This window comes from Nonomuraea sp. NPDC048901 (assembly GCF_040649695.1).
In the GTDB taxonomy this organism is placed as follows: domain Bacteria; phylum Actinomycetota; class Actinomycetes; order Streptosporangiales; family Streptosporangiaceae; genus Nonomuraea.
On the sequence record NZ_JBEZFW010000009.1, the window covers coordinates 65,775 to 82,952 of the forward strand.

Below are 17,178 nucleotides of genomic sequence, written 5' to 3' on the forward strand. Positions count from 1 at the left end.
TTGACGGCCGGGCCCATCATTGCTTACTTTCGCGTAAGTAAGCAATGCGATTCCGGCTTCGTAGGGAGCAAGACTATGACCCCCTCCTTCCCTGTCCCGCGCACGTGCCCGTACGCGCCGCCGCCCGAGTACGAGCGGATGCGCGAGGAGGCGCCGCTCGTACGGACGTCGCTGCCCAACGGCGACGTCTGGCTGGTCACCAGGTACGCCGAAGCCAGGCAGGTGCTGAACGGCCAGGGCATCAGCACCAGCCCGGCCACCCCCGGCCATCCGAACAACGCCTTCACCACGGAGGAGCCCACCCAGGAGCAGCGCGAGTTCATGGAACGGTTCAGGGTCGGCCAGTTCATCGACATGGACCCGCCCGAGCACGGCCGATTCAGGCGGCTGCTCATCCCCGAGTTCACCGTCAGGCGGGTCAAGGAGATGCGGCCCGGCATCCAGCGGACCGCCGACCTGCTCATCGACGACATGCTCGCCAAGGGCCCGGAGGCCGAGCTGGTCGCCGACTTCGGGCTGGCGCTGCCGTCGCTGGTCATCTGCCAGCTGCTCGGCGTGCCGTACAGCGACCACGAGTTCTTCCAGTCGCGTACCCGCATGATGGTGTCGAGCGACGACCCGCAGGCGAGCTTCGCCGCGATCGTGGAGATCAAGAGCTACCTCGACGACCTCGTCACCGAGGCCGAGAAGCAGCCCAAGGACGACCTGCTCGGGCGGCTGATCTCGGCGGGACAGGTGAGCCACGACGAGATCGTCGGCATGATCTCGCTGCTGCTCATCGCCGGCCACGAGACCACCGCCAACATGATCCCGCTCGGCGTCCTCACCCTGCTGCGCCACCCCGCCCAGCTGGCCAGGCTGCGCGAGGACCCGGGACTGTGGCCGATGGCGATCGAGGAACTGCTGCGCTACCTGTCGATCGTCGACTGGGTGGCCTTCGACCGGGTGGCCATCGAGGACCAGGAGATCGGCGGGCAGCTCGTCAGGAAGGGCGAGGGCATCTTCGTGCTCGGCGCCTCGGCGAACAGGGACGAGCGGGCCTTCGAGCGGCCGGACGACTTCGACATCGACCGCGGCGCCCGCCACCACGTCGCCTTCGGCTACGGCGTGCACCAGTGCCTCGGCCAGAACCTGGCCAGGGCCGAGCTGGAGATCGCCTACCGGACGCTGTTCGAGCGGATCCCGTCGCTGCGTCTCGCGGTGGACGAGGAGGAGGTGTCGTTCAAGTACAGTCAGGTCATCTTCGGGGCGAACGCCATGCCCGTCACGTGGTAGCTGCTATAGCACTCATGAAACAGCCTCGGAACCGTTCATGGCGTTCTCATGATGGGGCCTTAGCGTAAAGATTATGAGTGAGCCCGCACGGTTGCTGGTGGTGGACGACGAGCCCGCGTTGCGCGAGGCGCTGCAGTCGAGCCTGGAGTTCGAGGGCTACAAGGTCGTCACCGCCAACGACGGGCAGGCCGCGCTGGACCAGGTGGCGCGCGAGACGTACGACGCGGTGCTGCTCGACGTCATGATGCCGCGCCTCGACGGGCTGACCGCCTGCCGCCGGCTCAGGGCCACGGGCAACCACATCCCCGTCCTCATGCTGACCGCGCGCGACGCGGTCGGCGACCGGGTCTCCGGGCTCGACGCGGGCGCCGACGACTACCTGGTCAAGCCGTTCGAGCTGGACGAACTGCTGGCCAGGGTCCGCGCCCTGCTGCGGCGGGGCGCGCTCAACTCGGCCGTCCCGGAGGTCACGCTGACCTACGGTGACCTGCGCATGGACCCCGACACCCGCGAGGTCACCAGGGGCGAGCGGCGGCTGGACCTGACCAGGACCGAATATCTGCTGATGGAGCTGTTCCTGACGCACCCGCGCCAGGTGCTGACCCGTGAGCAGATCCTGGGCGAGGTGTGGGGGTTCGACTTCGAGCCGACGTCGAACTCGCTCGACGTGTACGTGATGTACCTGCGCCGCAAGACCGAGGCCGGCGGCGAGCCGCGGGTGATCCACACCGTCCGCGGCGTCGGCTACACCCTCCGGGCCGCGCCGTGAGGCGCTACAGCCTGCGCTCCCGGCTCACCCTCCTCGTCACGGTCGCCGTGGCGCTGGCCATCGCGGCCTGCGCTGGTCTGTCCTGGCTCATCGTGCGCGAGCAGATGGTCCGCCAGCTCGACCAGACGATCATGGACCCCGAGTCCGGGAAGGACCAGAGATGGCTGAGGGACCATTGCTCGGCGGAGGGAACCCCCGCCGAATACGCCGCCGGCCTGGTGACGTTGCTGTACGGGGACGGCACTACCTGCTCGCTGGGCTCGCCGATCGTGGTGACCGAGGAGGACAAGCCGGCCATCCCCCACCCCGGCCGGCCGATCTACCGCTACGGCGTCACCAAGGACGGCATGCCGGTGCGCGTCGTGACGGTGAACTTCGCGCCAGGTGTGGCCGTCCTGGAGGCCAGGCCGCTTTTCCACCTTCAGGACACGTTGCGCAACACCGCGTTCGCGCTGGCCGCCGTCGCCGCTCTGGGCGTGCTCGGTGCCGGATGGGCGGGCCTGGCCATCTCCCGTACGGCTCTGGCGCCCGTCGGCCGGCTCACCAGGGCTGTTGAGCACATCGCCCAGACAGAGGACCTCGACACCCGCATTCCGGTCAAGGGCGGCGACGAGATCGCCCGGCTGAGCCTGGCGTTCAACGGCATGATCACCGCTCTGGCCGGGTCACGCGAGCGCCAGCAGCAACTGGTCGCCGACGCCGGGCACGAGCTACGCACCCCGCTGACCACCTTGCGTACCAACATCGACCTGCTGCTGCGCAGCGAGCAGACGGGCCGCAGCCTCGACCCCGGTGCCAAGGAACGCCTGCTGATCAACGTGAAGGCCCAGTTCGCCGAGCTCACCGCGCTCGTCGGCGACCTGCTCCAGCTGGCCAGAGGCGACACCGACCACGAACCGCACGTCGAACTGGGCCTGCACCAGGTGGTCACCGCCGCCGTCGAACGGGCCAGGCTGCGCGGCGCCGACGTCACGATCGACCTCCTGCCCTGGTACGTCGTCGGCAACGCCGCCTCCTTGGAACGTGCCGTACTCAACCTCATCGACAACGCCGCCAAGTTCAGCCCGGACGGCGAGGTCCAGGTGACCCTGCGGCAGGGCGAGCTGACCGTACGCGATCACGGACCCGGCATCCCCGAAGAGGACCTGCCGCACGTCTTCGAGCGCTTCTGGCGCTCCCCGGCCGCGCGCGGCCTGCCCGGCTCCGGGCTCGGCCTGGCGATCGTCGCGCAGGCCGTGGCCGAGGCGGGCGGAAAGGTACGTCTGGAGAACGCCCCCGGCGGCGGCGCGATCGCGATCGTCGAACTGCCCGGGAATCTCACCCCTCACTCATAATCGGCTAATTCCCGTTAAAGACCCCCACGATGGGATCTGGGTCATGCACACAACAGTCAAGACCCGGCTGGTCGAGGTGGTCGTCCCGGTCTACAACGAGCAGCGGGCCCTGCGCGACAGCATCGGCCGGCTGCACGCCTACCTCTCAGGCACCTTCCCCTACGACTACCGCATCACGATCGCCGACAACGCCAGCACGGACAGCACCTGGCAACTGGCCATAGAGCTGGCCGCCGAACTCCCGCACGTGCGGGCCGTACACCTGGACGGCAAGGGACGCGGGCGGGCGCTGCGCCAGGTGTGGTCGGACAGCGACGCGGACGTCGTCAGTTATATGGACGTCGACCTGTCCACCGACCTGGACGCGTTCCTGCCGCTGGTGGCCCCGCTGCTGTCGGGCCACAGCGACCTGGCCATCGGCACCCGGCTGGCCAGGACGTCGCGGGTGGTGCGCGGGCCGAAGCGCGAGCTCATCTCCCGCTCGTACAACCTGCTGCTCCACTCGGTCATGGGCGCGAAGTTCTCCGACGCGCAGTGCGGCTTCAAGGCCGTACGCACCGAGATCGCGCAGGCGCTGCTGCCCGCCGTCGAGGACGAGCAGTGGTTCTTCGACACCGAACTGCTGCTGCTGGCCGAGCGGCACGGGCTGCGCATCCATGAGGTGCCCGTCGACTGGGTCGACGACCCCGACAGCCGGGTGGACGTCTTCCAGACCGCCATGGACGACCTGCGCGGCCTGGTCAGGGTGGCCCGCAAGACGCTGTCGGGCGCGGCCCGCATTCCGGTGCCCGCCCGCGTGTCGCAGGCGCGGCTGCCGCGCGGGATGGCGGCGCAGCTGCCCAGGTTCGCGGTCGTGGGCGTGGTGAGCACGCTGGCGTACCTGCTGCTGTTCTCGGGGCTGCGGCAGGCGATCCCGGTACTGGCGGCCAACGCGATCGCGCTGCTGGTGACGGCCGTGGCCAACACCGCCGCCAACCGGCGCTTCACGTTCGGGGTGACGGGGTCGGCGGGGGCCATGCGGCACCAGTTCGAGGGGCTGATCGCGTTCCTCGTGGGGCTGGCGCTGACCAGCGGGGTGCTGGCGCTGCTGCCGGACGGGGTCTCGCATGGGGTGGAGCTGGTGGCGGTCGTCGTGGCCAACGCGCTGGCCACGTTGGTCCGCTTCCTGCTGCTGCGCGTCTGGGTCTTCAACCCTCGCCGGAGCACGTCATGACCACGGCTGCCCTCGACCGTCCGAGTCACCGTCGCATGTCCCGTCCAGCCCGGATCTGGCGCGGCGCCCCGGAGGACCCCCGCTGGTCCCGGCCCGCGCTCTGGGCCGTCCTGGCAGTCGCCCTCGTCCTCTACACCTGGGCACTGAGCGGCAACGCCAACGAGTACTACTCGGCCGCCATCCTGTCGGGCACCAAGAGCTGGAAGGCGTTCTTCTTCGGCGCGATCGACTCCAGCTCGTACATCACGGTAGACAAGCCGCCGCTGGCCCTGTGGGTGATGGGCCTGTCAGCACGGATCTTCGGCTTCTCGACCTGGAGCATGCTGATCCCACAGGCGCTGGCCGGCGTGGCCTCCGTCGGCCTGGTCTTCTCCGCCGTCAGACGGGCCTACCCCATCGTCGTGTCTGCCCACTCGGAGGTACGGCAGGCACACGTGGCGGGCCTGATCGCGGCCGTGGTCATGACCCTCACCCCGATCACCGTGGCGATCAACCGCGACAACAACCCCGACACGATCCTGGTGCTGCTGCTCGTCCTGGCCGCCTGGTTCTGCCTGGAGTCGCTGCGCACCGGGCGGCTGGGGTCGCTGCTGGTGTGCTCGCTGTTCGTGGGGCTGGCGTTCAACGTCAAGATGCTCCAGGCGTACGTGGTCGTGCCCGCGCTCGCGCTGGCGTACCTGCTGTGTGCGCGGGTTTCGTGGGTCAAGCGTGTCGGGCATCTGCTGGCGGCGGGCGCCGTGATGGTGGCGTCGAGCGCCTGGTGGATGGTGATCGTCGACCTGTGGCCTGCCGACTCCCGTCCGTACATCGGCGGCTCGACCGACAACACTGTCTGGGACCTGGTCATCGGCTACAACGGTCTGGGCCGTGTCTTCGGTCAGAGCGGTGGCGGTCCCGGTGGTGGTGGCGGTGGCGCCTCGTTCGGCGGGGCGGCGGGGGCGGACCGGCTGTTCAACGAGACGATGGCGGGTCAGATCTCGTGGCTGCTGCCGTTCTGCGGGCTGGCCCTGGTGTTCGCGCTGACCGCCCGGTGGCGGCGCGCCAAGCTCACCGCGCCGCATTGGGCCGACACGGACACGAGCACCGCCGCCAAGCCTGAGGCGACCACGCCTTGGGTCGGCCTGGTCACGCCCGAGGTTGGCACCGCGTCCAAGGTTGGCGTCGCGTCCGAGGCTGGAATCGCGCCCAAGGTCGGCACCGCGCCCGAGGCCACTGGCCCGTCCATAGCCGCTGGCACTTCAGGGGCCGCCGATCAGCTCGGGGCAAGCCTCGCCGCATGGCTGGTCTGGGGTGGGTGGCTCGTCGTTCACTTCATGGTGTTCAGCTTCGCCAGCGGTACCTTCCACCCGTACTACACGACCGCCATGGCGCCCGCCGTAGCCGCCATCACCGCTTTCGGCGGACTGGCCATGTGGGACGCGTACCGACACTCGCGGGCATGGGCGTGGGTCCTGCCTTCGGGCATCGCCGTCACGGGCGCCTGGTCGTTCATGGTGCTGCGCCGTACACCCGACTTCCTGCCATGGCTGGCCTGGGTAGTGCTTGCTGCGACCGTTGTGGCGGTGGTGGGGCTGGTCTTGGCCACGTTCCGTCGCGAGGTCGCGGTCCGACTGGTCGCGATCGGGCTGGCAGCGGCAGTGATCGCCGGGTTGGCCGGTCCGGCCGCGTACGCGGTAACGCCGCTCCAGTCGCAGGTCAACGGCTCGAACCCGACGGCAGGACCGTCGGGCGGCGCAGCCTTCGGGCCGGGCGGCGGCTTCCGCGGCATGATGCGCCCCGGCCAGAACGGTCAGCCTCCGATGACCCCACCGAACGGCCAGGACGGCCAGGCCCAGGACGGCCAGTACGGCCGGGTCCAGGACAGGCAGGACGGGCAGGGTGCGGACGGTCGGTTCGGGCGAATGGGCGGTTTCGGCGGGGGCGTCAGCAGCTCGATGATCTCCTATCTGGAGGCCAACCAGGGCAAGGCTGAGTGGCTTGTGGCCGTGAGCAGCGCCATGCAGGCGTCGTCGATCATCCTGTCCACGGGCAAGCCGGTCATGGCCATGGGCGGCTTCACCGGCAGCGACCCCGCCATGACCGTCACCCGCCTCAAGGAGCTGGTGGCATCCGGCAAGCTCCGCTTTGTGCTGGCCGGTGACGGCGACCGGGGTGGCCCCGGCAGGGGCAACAGCGAGGTGACCACGTGGGTCCAGGCCAACTGCAAGGCCGTAACCGGCCAGGACGGCCTGTACCACTGCTCCTCGTGATCCGTCTAAGGGCGCTGTGATCCGTAGCGGCGCGGCGCCCCGGGGCGGGCCTAGAGGAAGTGGAGAGGGCTTCCAAGGGCCGAAGCAGAGGGTGTCTGAAAAGGGTCGGGCGAGTCATGCTGACAGATGTCGGGGGCGTGAGCTTGGAGGCATGCGATGGTTCCTCGGCGTCCGTACCCGACCGATCTGTCCGATGCTGAGTGGGAGCTACTCGATTCCCTGATTCCAGGTCCTATGGCCAGCCTGTCGTTCATGAGCGTCGGGAGATCGTGAATGCGCCGCGGGTCAAGCCGCTGGCCTTGCACCCGCGGTGCTGAGATGACGGCCGCACCCTGACGCGCTCACCGCGTCAGGGCAAGATCCTCGAAAGGTGCTGCCCGGCGGCGGCAGGGCCGGGCAGCACCGTTGGTCACCTGCTCGGTTCGTCGACCGTGACGGCCTGACTGGTCTGTGCCGGTCCGGTCCTGCTGTCGCCGGGCCACAGCACGGTGTAGGTGTATTCACCCGCCTCCGGCGTGTCGACGAAGATGTACGACCCGTCGCTGCTGACCCTCGCCGACCACAGACGCAGGCCGCTGCCGTCGGCGGTGAGAGTGCGCTGGACGGTGACACGGGCGCTACTCGGCAACGCGACGCCCTCGAACCGCAGCACTCCGCTGAACACCATGGTGTTGCCGGCGACCCCGCTCGTCGGCCCCGTCAGCGTCAGCGTGGTCCCATACCTGACCGCAGTGGTGGCCGAGGCCTTGCTCCACCGGACTTCCCCGTCGCCCTTCCAGAGCACGGTGTAGGCGATCCGCCCTCCGACCGGTGGTGCGTCCGTGATGGAGAAGGTCCCGTCCGCCGCGGTCGTCACCCCGGGCAGTTCCGCGCTGGTTCCGTCGGGCAGAGTGCGGGTCACGGCGAGGGGCTGCGCGCCCGGGGCCGTCCCGTCGGCGAACGCCAGCTGTCCTGTCATGGTGAGCGGTTCATGCGCCGTCCCGCCGGGTGCCGCCGTCAGCGTCAGCGTCGAGCGCGGCAAGGTCATGTCGTGCAGCCGCCACAGGTAGAGCTGGTCCGTGCGCGACTTCACCAGGCTGAAGACGTCCCGGCCAGAGAACGCGACGCTCCCGTTGACCACCTCACCCACGGTGGTGTTCTCGGTGTGAAGGTTCGCCCCTGAGGCCGCGTCGTACAGCGTCATCGACGCTACCCCCTGGCCGTTGTCGCGCCCGCCCGCGACGTAGGCACTGTCTGGACTGATAGCGACCGCCGTCGCCCACGCGGGCCCGTCATAGCCGCCTACCTTCGCCAAGGTGGTGGCGTCCCACACGTCGAACGAGTAGGGGAGGGCGAACGCCGAGATGACGTGAGAGCCGTCCGGGGTGACGGTGACGTCCATCAGCCGGGCGTTGTCGTTGGCGTGCCCGTCGATCTCGCCGCGCAGGACAGGAGCTGCGCCGCTGATGTCATAGACGAACAGATCGGTCGGATAGTTCCCTCCTTCGCCGACCACCAGCGTGTTCCCGGCCGCCGCGACTACCGGGGCCGACTTGAGGAGAGAGGTGTCGAACGGCTCCGGCTCCGGCTTCGCCACCGACAGGTCGAGGCCGACGACGCCGTATCCTCCATTGCCGCAGCCGTAGTATCCGACCCACAACCGCTCACCGGTGAGCGCCAGGCTCCCCGGACACGGGTAGTCGGCGAGGTCGATCCGCCGGGTGATTTCCAATGTGGCGGTGTTGATCTCGGCCACCTCGTTCGAGCGGTACAGCGCCGCGTAGAGGCGGGCGCCGTCGGGCGTGATGGCCAGGCTGAAGGCACCGGACAGGCCGGTCACGGTGCCCTCGATCTTGCCGGTGGTGTCCGCGACGACGATGCGATCGCTGGCGGCGACGGCGACCTTGTCGCCTCCGACGACCAGGTCACTGTTGTTGGAGAGAACGTGGAGGTCGGTCATGGAGTCCTCGGCCGAGGCGGTGGGTGCCAGAGCGATGAGGAGGCCGGCCGTCAGGGTCAGAACGCCGCCGAGGGCGGCCGGCCATAATGCGGCGGGTCTGCGACGTTCCGTGGATAAGAGACGCACGTGGATCTCCGCTGTGAGGAATGAGGAAGAGATGAAGCGCCCTGATCAAGCCACACCAGTACACCTCTGGTCAAAATCTACGATCAGTAGTCATCGATGATCACCGTCCAGAAGGTGGTCACCTGCGGTGATCGCAGCAGGTCGCAAGCTTGGTAAGTGACGTCAAACCGTGACTATGCGCACATCTGGCCCGCGTCACCGCTCTGATCAAGGAGCTGTTCCGTATCGACTACACCCCGCGAGCCCCAGGTGCCCGCGCACCGCGCTGCCGAATGCGATGACGAAGCCATCACTGCCTGGGTGAAGGAGATCTGGCCGCATATTGGGAGCAGGTCGCCGAGCGCGGTGCGGACAGATTCCGCTCGTGAGCGTGTCCGGCAAGGGCTCCGGCCGGGTCGCACGATCGTCTTGGACAACCTCCCCACCCACATCTGCGCCGAGGACTCCATCAAAGTCGTGGCGGTTCAGCCGGTGTCCGAACACGGGTCTTGGATAGGCGGCTCATCGGCCTGAACTTGCAATTGGCCGGTCCCGAACACCCTCCCTGTCCAGCGAAGCGGTGCGATCTGTTACTCCTTGGCCCTGCATGCGCATACATGTCCTTATGCACGCCTGATCGTGCGGTAAGTCGCATTCCGTGACTCTTGATCACAAAAATCGATCTTGTGTCGGTTTTATACGCAGCTTACGCTTTGCCCGTTTGGCAATCTTGCTCCGAACCACACGGGCGGGGGCCTTCGGGCTCATGTCAGGTGAGCTGGGGCTTCGTCCGGCGCTGTGCGGCGCCCCGCGTGGTTCGGAGTGTGACGGCGTATGCGCCGATTGCTGGCTTGGGCTCGTTCGTGTGCGGTGGCCGCCCTTGTGGTGAGCATGCCTGTTGCGACGCTGGCGGTCCTTCCCCTATCTGCGCAGGCGCAAGTGGCAAGTGAGGCGGAGCAGACGCAGGGAATGCCCATGACACCCAAGCAGCTGACTGGTGGGGCGGGTCTGCTGCCGACGCTGGTGGAGCCTGACGCGACATCGGCGACGGGTCCTGTCCGGGCCACAACGGGGGAGCGGCCCAAGGGGGCGTTGCCGCTTGAACGTCGGCCTGCGGAACAGGCGGCGGAAGATACCGATGAGCGGGCGTTACCTGGTGGGGTGGCTCGTGCCGAGCGTTTGGACGCCGCGTGCTGTGCTCCGCTGATCGAGGACATGTTTCCGCTGGATTTTGCGCTGGTCGGGACCAGGACGCCGTTGCTGGTCGTCTATGCGACCAGCGATAACGGCATCGACTATTCCTTCAAGGTGTGCCGTGACGCCTCGATGCTGGCGGGGTGTTCCTCGTCCGCGGTGTTGAGCGATGTCAACACCTGGAGGGTGCCCGCGGGCAAGCTGGCATGGGGCAAGCAGTATTACTGGCAGGTCACGGCCACGGATCGCGGCACGCTGGTGGAGACCGAGTCGGAGGTGAACACGTTCACCACCGGCGTGAAGCAGCCGGTGGTGGGTTCTCAACTGGCGGCGCGGGGCGTGAACGGCCAGGAGTTCCACCAACTGGATGGCAACTACACGACCACGTTCGCCGACGCGTCGGTCGCGACGGCCAGCCCGCCGCTGTCGGTCGTACGCACCTACAACACGCTGGATGCACGCGTGGATGGGATGTTCGGCGCCGGGTGGTCGACGCGATGGGACATGAGGATCGTCCAAGAAACGGGAGCGCTTCTGGTCACCTGGCCTAATGGCCAGATTCTGCGTTTCGCGGCCAACGGGGACGGCACTTTCCAGTCTCCGCCGGGCATGCATGCCGCGCTTGCCGCGCAGACCGGTGGCGGCTGGCGGTTGATGGATCAGTCCTCGACTTCGTATGTGTTCGATGCTGCTGGACGGTTGCTGAAGGTGCGTGACGGTCGCGGTCGTACGCAGGATCTGGCATACGGAACCGACGGCAAGCTGGCTTCAGCGACCGCTACAGGGGGCCGGTCGTTGCGGTTCGGCTGGACGGGGAACCACGTCACCACCGTGTCAACTGACCCCGTTGATGGCGCGGCGTTGACGTGGTCATATCAGTACGACGGTGATCGTTTGACGGCCTCCTGCTCGCCGGTGGCGGCGCCGAACTGTACCCAGTACGGATACGGCAGCGGGTCGGCGTACCGGCCGCGAGTGCTGGATTCGGATCCGTACGGATATTGGCGCTTGAACGAGGCCACGGGTACCGACGCGGCCAATCTCGGATGGGGTGCGGGTCCGGCGACCTATAACGATCCCACGCTGCGGCAGCCGGGTGCGCTGGCCGGCACTGCTGACGCCTCGGTCGGGTTCACGTTTGGCGGTTTGGCGACTGGCGGCATCCAGCTTCGGCCCAATGTGGTCGGGCGGCTGGCGGGACAGGCTTCGGTGGAGGTGTGGTTCAAGACCACTCAACCCGGCGTGGTCTTCTCCGCTGGTGAGATGGGGAGTTCGTCTTCGGCGATCTATGTCGGCACCGATGGCAAGCTGCGTGCGCAATTTCGAGCGCATGGTCTCGACGTGGACGACTGGTACACACCGATCACCAGCTCAGCCACGGTCACCAACGGACAATGGCACCACGTGGTGTTGACAGCTGAAAACGGAACCGATCGGCTGTACCTGGACGGACAGTCCGTGGGCGTGCTGCAGTCCGTGCGGGATGAGGCCTGGCAGCCTGTGGCACAGTTCGCCGGCGGGCAGCTCGGCTTCCGCTGGCCTGTCGCAAGCACTGGCTTCCGTGGCCAACTGGATGAGGCGGCGATCTATGACCGGCCATTGACGGAGGCGGAGATCCAGTCGCATTACGCGGCCCGTCTGGAAGCGCCCAACAAGCTGACGAAGGTCACCTTGCCGTCCGGCCGGGTGTGGGCGGATAACACCTACGATGCGGCGACGGACAGGATCAAGACCCACACCGATCAGCATGGCGGCACGTGGCAGATTGGTGAGCCGGTCATCGATTCCGCTGAGGGAACGTCCACCATTGAGGTGACCGACCCGAATGGCAAGAAGATCACAAGTGTGCACAGCGTTTGGCGTGGCGGCCGGCTGGTCTCGGTAACCGATCAGGTCGGCGGAGAGACCAGCTACGACTACGACACTGGTGGTTTCCTGGCACAGGTGATCGACCCCAATGATAACGTCACCACGCTGGCCAATGATGAGCGGGGAAACCCGATCAGCGGCAAGACCTGCCGTACCAGCACGGTCGACTGCCAGATCGCCTATGCCACGTACTACCTGAACAAGAATGACGAGTTCGACCCGCGTAACGACCGTGTGCTGACTAATCGGGATGCCCGATCGTCTAGTTCCACGGACAATACCTACGTCACCACCTGGGAATACAACCAGTACGGGGAGTCAACGAAGCAGACTTCCCCCGCGACATCCGATTTCCCCAATGGCCGTTCGATCGGCATGAGCTTTACCGACGGGACTGAGGCGGCGATCGGTGGTGGGACCACTCCCGCGGGCCTGGTCGCTTCGCAGATCGATGCCAGAGGCTACACGTGGACTTACCGTTACACCGCAGCTGGTGACTTGGCCGAGCAGACCAATCCTGAGGGCCTGCTGGTCAAGCTGGCATATGACGGGCTCGGGCGCGTACGGGAGAAGTTCGAGGTCTCGCAGGCGTACCCGGACGGCGTGAAGACCACCTTTACCTACGATGGGGTGGGCCGTCCCTTGACGCAGACCGATCCAGGAGTGAAGAACGAGGTCTCCGGGGTCACGCACACCAAGCGCGCCACGTTCGCCTATGATCCGGACGGCAACAAGCTCAGTGACACCCTCACCGACCTGACTGGCGGAGATGCCGAGCGTGTCATCGGCTACACCTACGACACTCACGGCAAACTGGAGACGACCACCGACCCCGAGGGCGGCGTCGTTCGGCAAACCTGGAACGCTATCGGCCAGCTGGCGACGATCACCGACGCCCGCGGCGCGTTAGTGGAGTACGGCTACGACGCGCGCGGCCTACTCACCTCACGCACGTTGAAGGGCTGGACCGGCAGCCCGGTCAATCCGCAACCGGCCAAGGACGAGGTACTGGAGTCGTTCACCTATGACCCAGGCGGTCGCCTTGAGACTCAGACGGACGCGATGCGCCGCACGACCTTCTACAGCTACTTCAAGGACAACCTGCTGGAGAAGAAGACAGCCGTAGGCGCCCTGCTGAACGACTCCACGACCACCACCAGCGATGTGGTGCTGGAGAATCACACCTACGACGCGGCAGGCAATCAGATCAAACTGGTCAGTGGCGGGGATAAGTCGATCACCACCAACTCTGTCTATGATGCCGCCGGCCGACTGACCTCACAGACCTTCGATCCCACTAGCCTGGCCCGCAAGACGGCCTTCGTCTACGACGCCAACGGCAACGTGCTCGAGACCACCCGCACCGGCGCCGGCTCCACCCGCGCAGAGGTCACCGAGTACGCCTACAACAAGGTCAACCAGGTCACCAAGACCACCGTGGAGAATGGCGACCAGGACCTGGTCTCCACCACGACTTACGACGATCGCGGCCTGGCCGTCGCCAGCACCGACCCGCGCGGCAACGTGACCGGCGCGAATGCGGCGGACTTCACCTCCACCATGCGCTACGACGCGCTCGGTCGGCTGATCGAGGTGAGCGGCCCGCAGGTGAAGGTGGACAAGGCCGGCACGTCCAGCGATGTGCACCCCACCGCCCACTTCGGCTACGACACGCTCGGCGTCAAGACCCACGAGACCGACGCCGAGGGCCGTACGGTCACCTCGGTCTTCGACAAGGCCGGGCGACTGACCAGCCAGAGCGCCCCCAGCTACACCCCGCCCGGCGGCACCGCCGTCACCCCCACCACCAGCAACACCTACGACACAGCCGGTCAGCTGATCACCACCACAGACCCGCGCGGCTACGTCACCACCTTCGAGTACGACAAGCTAGGCCGCCAGGTCCGCATCACCGACCCCGCCCCGGACGGCCAGACCCCAGGCCGGTCGATCATCGAGTACTACATGGACGGCGCGAAGAAGGCGACCGTCGACCCGACTGGCGCCCGGACTGAGGCCACCTACGACGGCCTAGGCCGTCAGATCACCCAGACACAGATCGAGCGCAAGCCAGCCACGGCCGCCTACATCACCAACCTGTTCTACAACCAGGCCGACTTCCTTATTAAGACGGTCGCCCCGGGCAACAAGACCATCGACTACACGCCGAACGCGGCTGGTGAGGTGGTGACGCAGATCGCCGCGAAGGGCACGGCCACGGCGACCACCACCACGATGGGTTACGACCTGGCCGGCCGCTTGATCAAGACCGCCGACGACCGAGGCAACTCCACCACCGTCGAGTACGACCTGGCCGGCCGTCAAATCGGCACCAAGGAACTGGAAGGTACGACGGTTCGGCGCACCACCAGCGCTGGCTACGACCCGGCTGGCAATCAGACCAGCGTTACCTCCGGCGAAGGCCATACCACCAGGCAGACCTTCGACGCGCTCAACCGCGCCACCTCACTGATCGAGCCGATCTCCGCCACTGACTCGATCACCACCAGCTTCGGCTACGACGCCACCGGCGCCCGCACCCGGCTCACCGACGGCCGCGGCAACGCCACCTGGACCACATACAACAGCCTCGCCCTGGCCGAAACGGTGACCGAGCCAGCCACCATCGCCCACCCGGACCCGGCCGACCGTACCTGGACCACCGGCTATGACGCGGCCGGCAACCCCAATGTGGTCATCCAGCCCGGCGGGGTGCGTATCGACCGCACCTTCGACCACCTCGGACGGCTCACCAAGGAGAGCGGTGCGGGCGGCGGTGCCGCTACTGCGGAGCGCACCTTCGGCTACGACCTGGCCGACCGCCCCACCACCATCGGTGATTTGACCGTCGACTACAACGACCGCACCCTGCCCCTATCGATCAAGCGTGGCACGACCCAGCTGACCGGCTACGCCTACGACGGCCTGGGCAATCCCACCCAGCGCGTGGACGCCGCTGGTACCGCCACCTTCACCTGGGATGCCAACAACCGCGCCGAAACCGCCAGCGATCCGGTCACCGGCCGCAAACTCACCTACGGCTACGACGCCGCCAACAACCTTGCTTCGCTGACGGCAAAGACCGGTACCACCACCGTCGACACTCAGGTCTTCACCTACGACTACGCCGACCGGCTGGAAACCCAGACCCTGCGCAAGGGCGCCGCCAGCGGCACCCAGCTCGCCAAGATCACCTACGGCTGGGACAAGGACGACAACCTCACCACCAAGACCACCGCAGGATTGGCCGGAGCGGGCACCAACACCTACGGCTACGACCAGGCCGGACGCTTAACGTCCTGGACCGCCCCCGGCGGCGCCACCACCGCGTACGAGTGGGACAAGTCTGGAAACCGCACCAAGGCCGGTGCCAAGACCTACACCTACGACGAACGCAACCGCCTCACCTCAGGCGACGGCACCGACTACACCTACACCCCGCGCGGCACCCTGGCCACGGAAACCAAAGCCGGCGCCACCACCAACTACACCTTCGACGCCTTCGACCGCCTCATCGCCGACGGCGACTCGCTGTACAGCTACGACGCCCTCGACCGCATCAGCTCGCGCATCAAAGGGGCGGTCAAGCAGAATTTCGCCTATGCCGGACTCAGCAACGACCTGGCCGCCCTCACCGACAGCAGCGGCGCCATCCAGGCCAAATACGGCCGTGACGCAGGAGGCACGCTGCTCGGCCAGCAAGAGGGCACCAACCCCGCCCTGGCCACGCTGAGTGACCTGCACGGCGACCTGGTCGCTACCTACAGCACCACCGCCCTGGCCACCACTACCGCCTACGACCCGTTCGGCACCGTCACCGCCCAGACCGGCGTCAAGACCACCCTCGGCTACCAGGGCGAATACACCGACCCGGACACCGGCAAGGTCAACATGCACGCCCGCTGGTACCAGCCCGGCACCGGCAACTTCACCAGCCGCGACACCGCTACTCTCACGCCGAACCCCTCCGTGCAGGCCAACCGCTACACCTACGCCAACGCCTCCCCCCTCACCGGCACCGACCCCACCGGCCATGCTTCCGTCACGACCAGCGGCTTCGGCTCAATCTCGGATACCCCCTCCTACGTCGGGTTGCCGGTCTCAGGAGTCGCAGGCACACCTTATGGTCCCGTCCGGGACAACTACGAGATCGGTGACATGTGTGCATGGGCCAGTAATTGTGTCAGCGGCGGAGGCTATATCTGTGCCGGAAATATCTGTTCCGAGACCTTTGTTCACCAGCAATGGTGGAACGAATACGTCACCTCCCCTGGATACGACTACGAGCATCTCCCACTGGCCTCGGACGAGGAAATCAAGAGACTCGGATATAGGGTCATGCCCAACGGCAGGGCGGTGCCGAAAGACATAGAGTCTCAGTTCTGGAAAGCTAGCGCTGCGGTGCAGAATGCCTTTATGGCGGCCTACAGTCCGGCGTTCGACGATAAGCAGCTTCTGGCCGCATGGATCGGCGCCTTGATGATGAACGCCGGCACGATGGCCGGCGGGAAGGGCATTCCTCGGAATCCATGTAAGTTTGGAGAGTCCAAAGCGCAGTCGGCATCATGCTACATGTCTCCCGCGCATAAGATGCTCAAGGATGCCGCAAGGAAGTATGAGAAATATAACCAGGGTGCGCCGGAATGGGGTTTCAGTGACTGGGCCGCCTGGCAACTCAAGGAGAACTGGGACAAGCTAAACAACTTCAAGAGAGGTTGGGTGCGCCACTACAGAGAGGTCATCAAGGGGGCGGCTGCTTTTTATGCCATCCCTGCTATCGTCCTCGGTGGCATCGCGCTAATCGAAGTCGGCAAAAAATGGGAAACATTGGAGAAAATCGCAGAAGAGATTCGGGCTGCGGCCCCCAATACGATTATCAAGGGAGGGAGGTGGTTAGATACGAGTCTCGGTGCGATGAATGTATCGATCAGGGTGGCCGCAGTGGCGCTCGGGTACGATCCGAACAAGCTGAAGGCCGTACAGGCTCGACTAGTTCTCGATGCTCTCGCCGATCCGGTCCTCTCAATCTTTATTGCCGCAAAACATATCGCCGCCTATCGCGATAGCTATATGCAGGGGAAGAAGGAGCCGGTCACCGATGCACAATGGACGCAGGCATGGACAAATATCGCAAACGTTTACAATCCAGGATATGTCCATAATGGCCAGCGGTACGGTTACTGGGTTATGGCAAGTCGCATAGAAGTTGGCAAACTGCTCGCCCCGTGAAG

Annotated in this window: 7 protein-coding genes; 6 read left to right on the forward strand and 1 reads right to left on the reverse strand. The window is 66.4% G+C overall.

Annotated elements, in window-relative coordinates:
- Positions 1-75 precede the first annotated feature (75 nt).
- The 5 genes from AB0C30_RS30140 (at position 76) to AB0C30_RS30160 (ending at position 6,840) form a co-directional block, all read left to right on the forward strand.
- Positions 76-1,275 (forward strand): cytochrome P450, encoded by a 1,200-nt coding sequence (locus AB0C30_RS30140; RefSeq protein ID WP_357950942.1) that lies wholly within the window; start codon positions 76-78, stop codon positions 1,273-1,275.
- 73 nt (positions 1,276-1,348) lie between these two features.
- A complete protein-coding gene (locus tag AB0C30_RS30145) occupies positions 1,349-2,044 on the forward strand; it encodes a response regulator transcription factor (RefSeq protein WP_225289654.1) in 696 nt (231 codons plus the stop codon).
- Complete coding sequence (locus AB0C30_RS30150; protein ID WP_357950945.1) at positions 2,041-3,378, forward strand: HAMP domain-containing sensor histidine kinase; 1,338 nt, start codon at positions 2,041-2,043, stop codon at positions 3,376-3,378. The genes AB0C30_RS30145 and AB0C30_RS30150 overlap by 4 nt, the downstream gene beginning before the upstream one ends.
- A gap of 43 nt (positions 3,379-3,421) precedes the next feature.
- The gene (locus AB0C30_RS30155) at positions 3,422-4,591 is read left to right on the forward strand and encodes a bifunctional glycosyltransferase family 2/GtrA family protein (protein ID WP_357950948.1); all 1,170 of its coding nucleotides are present in this window, start codon (positions 3,422-3,424) and stop codon (positions 4,589-4,591) included.
- Positions 4,592-4,626: 35 nt separating this feature from the next.
- Complete coding sequence (locus tag AB0C30_RS30160) at positions 4,627-6,840, forward strand: glycosyltransferase family 39 protein (RefSeq protein ID WP_357950951.1); 2,214 nt, start codon at positions 4,627-4,629, stop codon at positions 6,838-6,840.
- Positions 6,841-7,249: 409 nt separating this feature from the next.
- On the opposite strand, the gene AB0C30_RS30165 is transcribed toward AB0C30_RS30160, so the two are convergent.
- Positions 7,250-8,905 carry a hypothetical protein gene (locus AB0C30_RS30165; RefSeq protein ID WP_357950954.1) on the reverse strand — a complete coding sequence of 552 codons (1,656 nt, stop codon included), beginning with the start codon at positions 8,903-8,905 and terminating at the stop codon, positions 7,250-7,252.
- Positions 8,906-9,859: 954 nt separating this feature from the next.
- Between AB0C30_RS30165 and AB0C30_RS30170 the strand changes: the two genes are divergently transcribed.
- Positions 9,860-17,176: a LamG-like jellyroll fold domain-containing protein gene (locus AB0C30_RS30170; protein WP_357950957.1), complete on the forward strand. Its 7,317-nt coding sequence runs from the start codon at positions 9,860-9,862 to the stop codon at positions 17,174-17,176.
- The last annotated feature ends 2 nt before the right edge of the window (positions 17,177-17,178 follow it).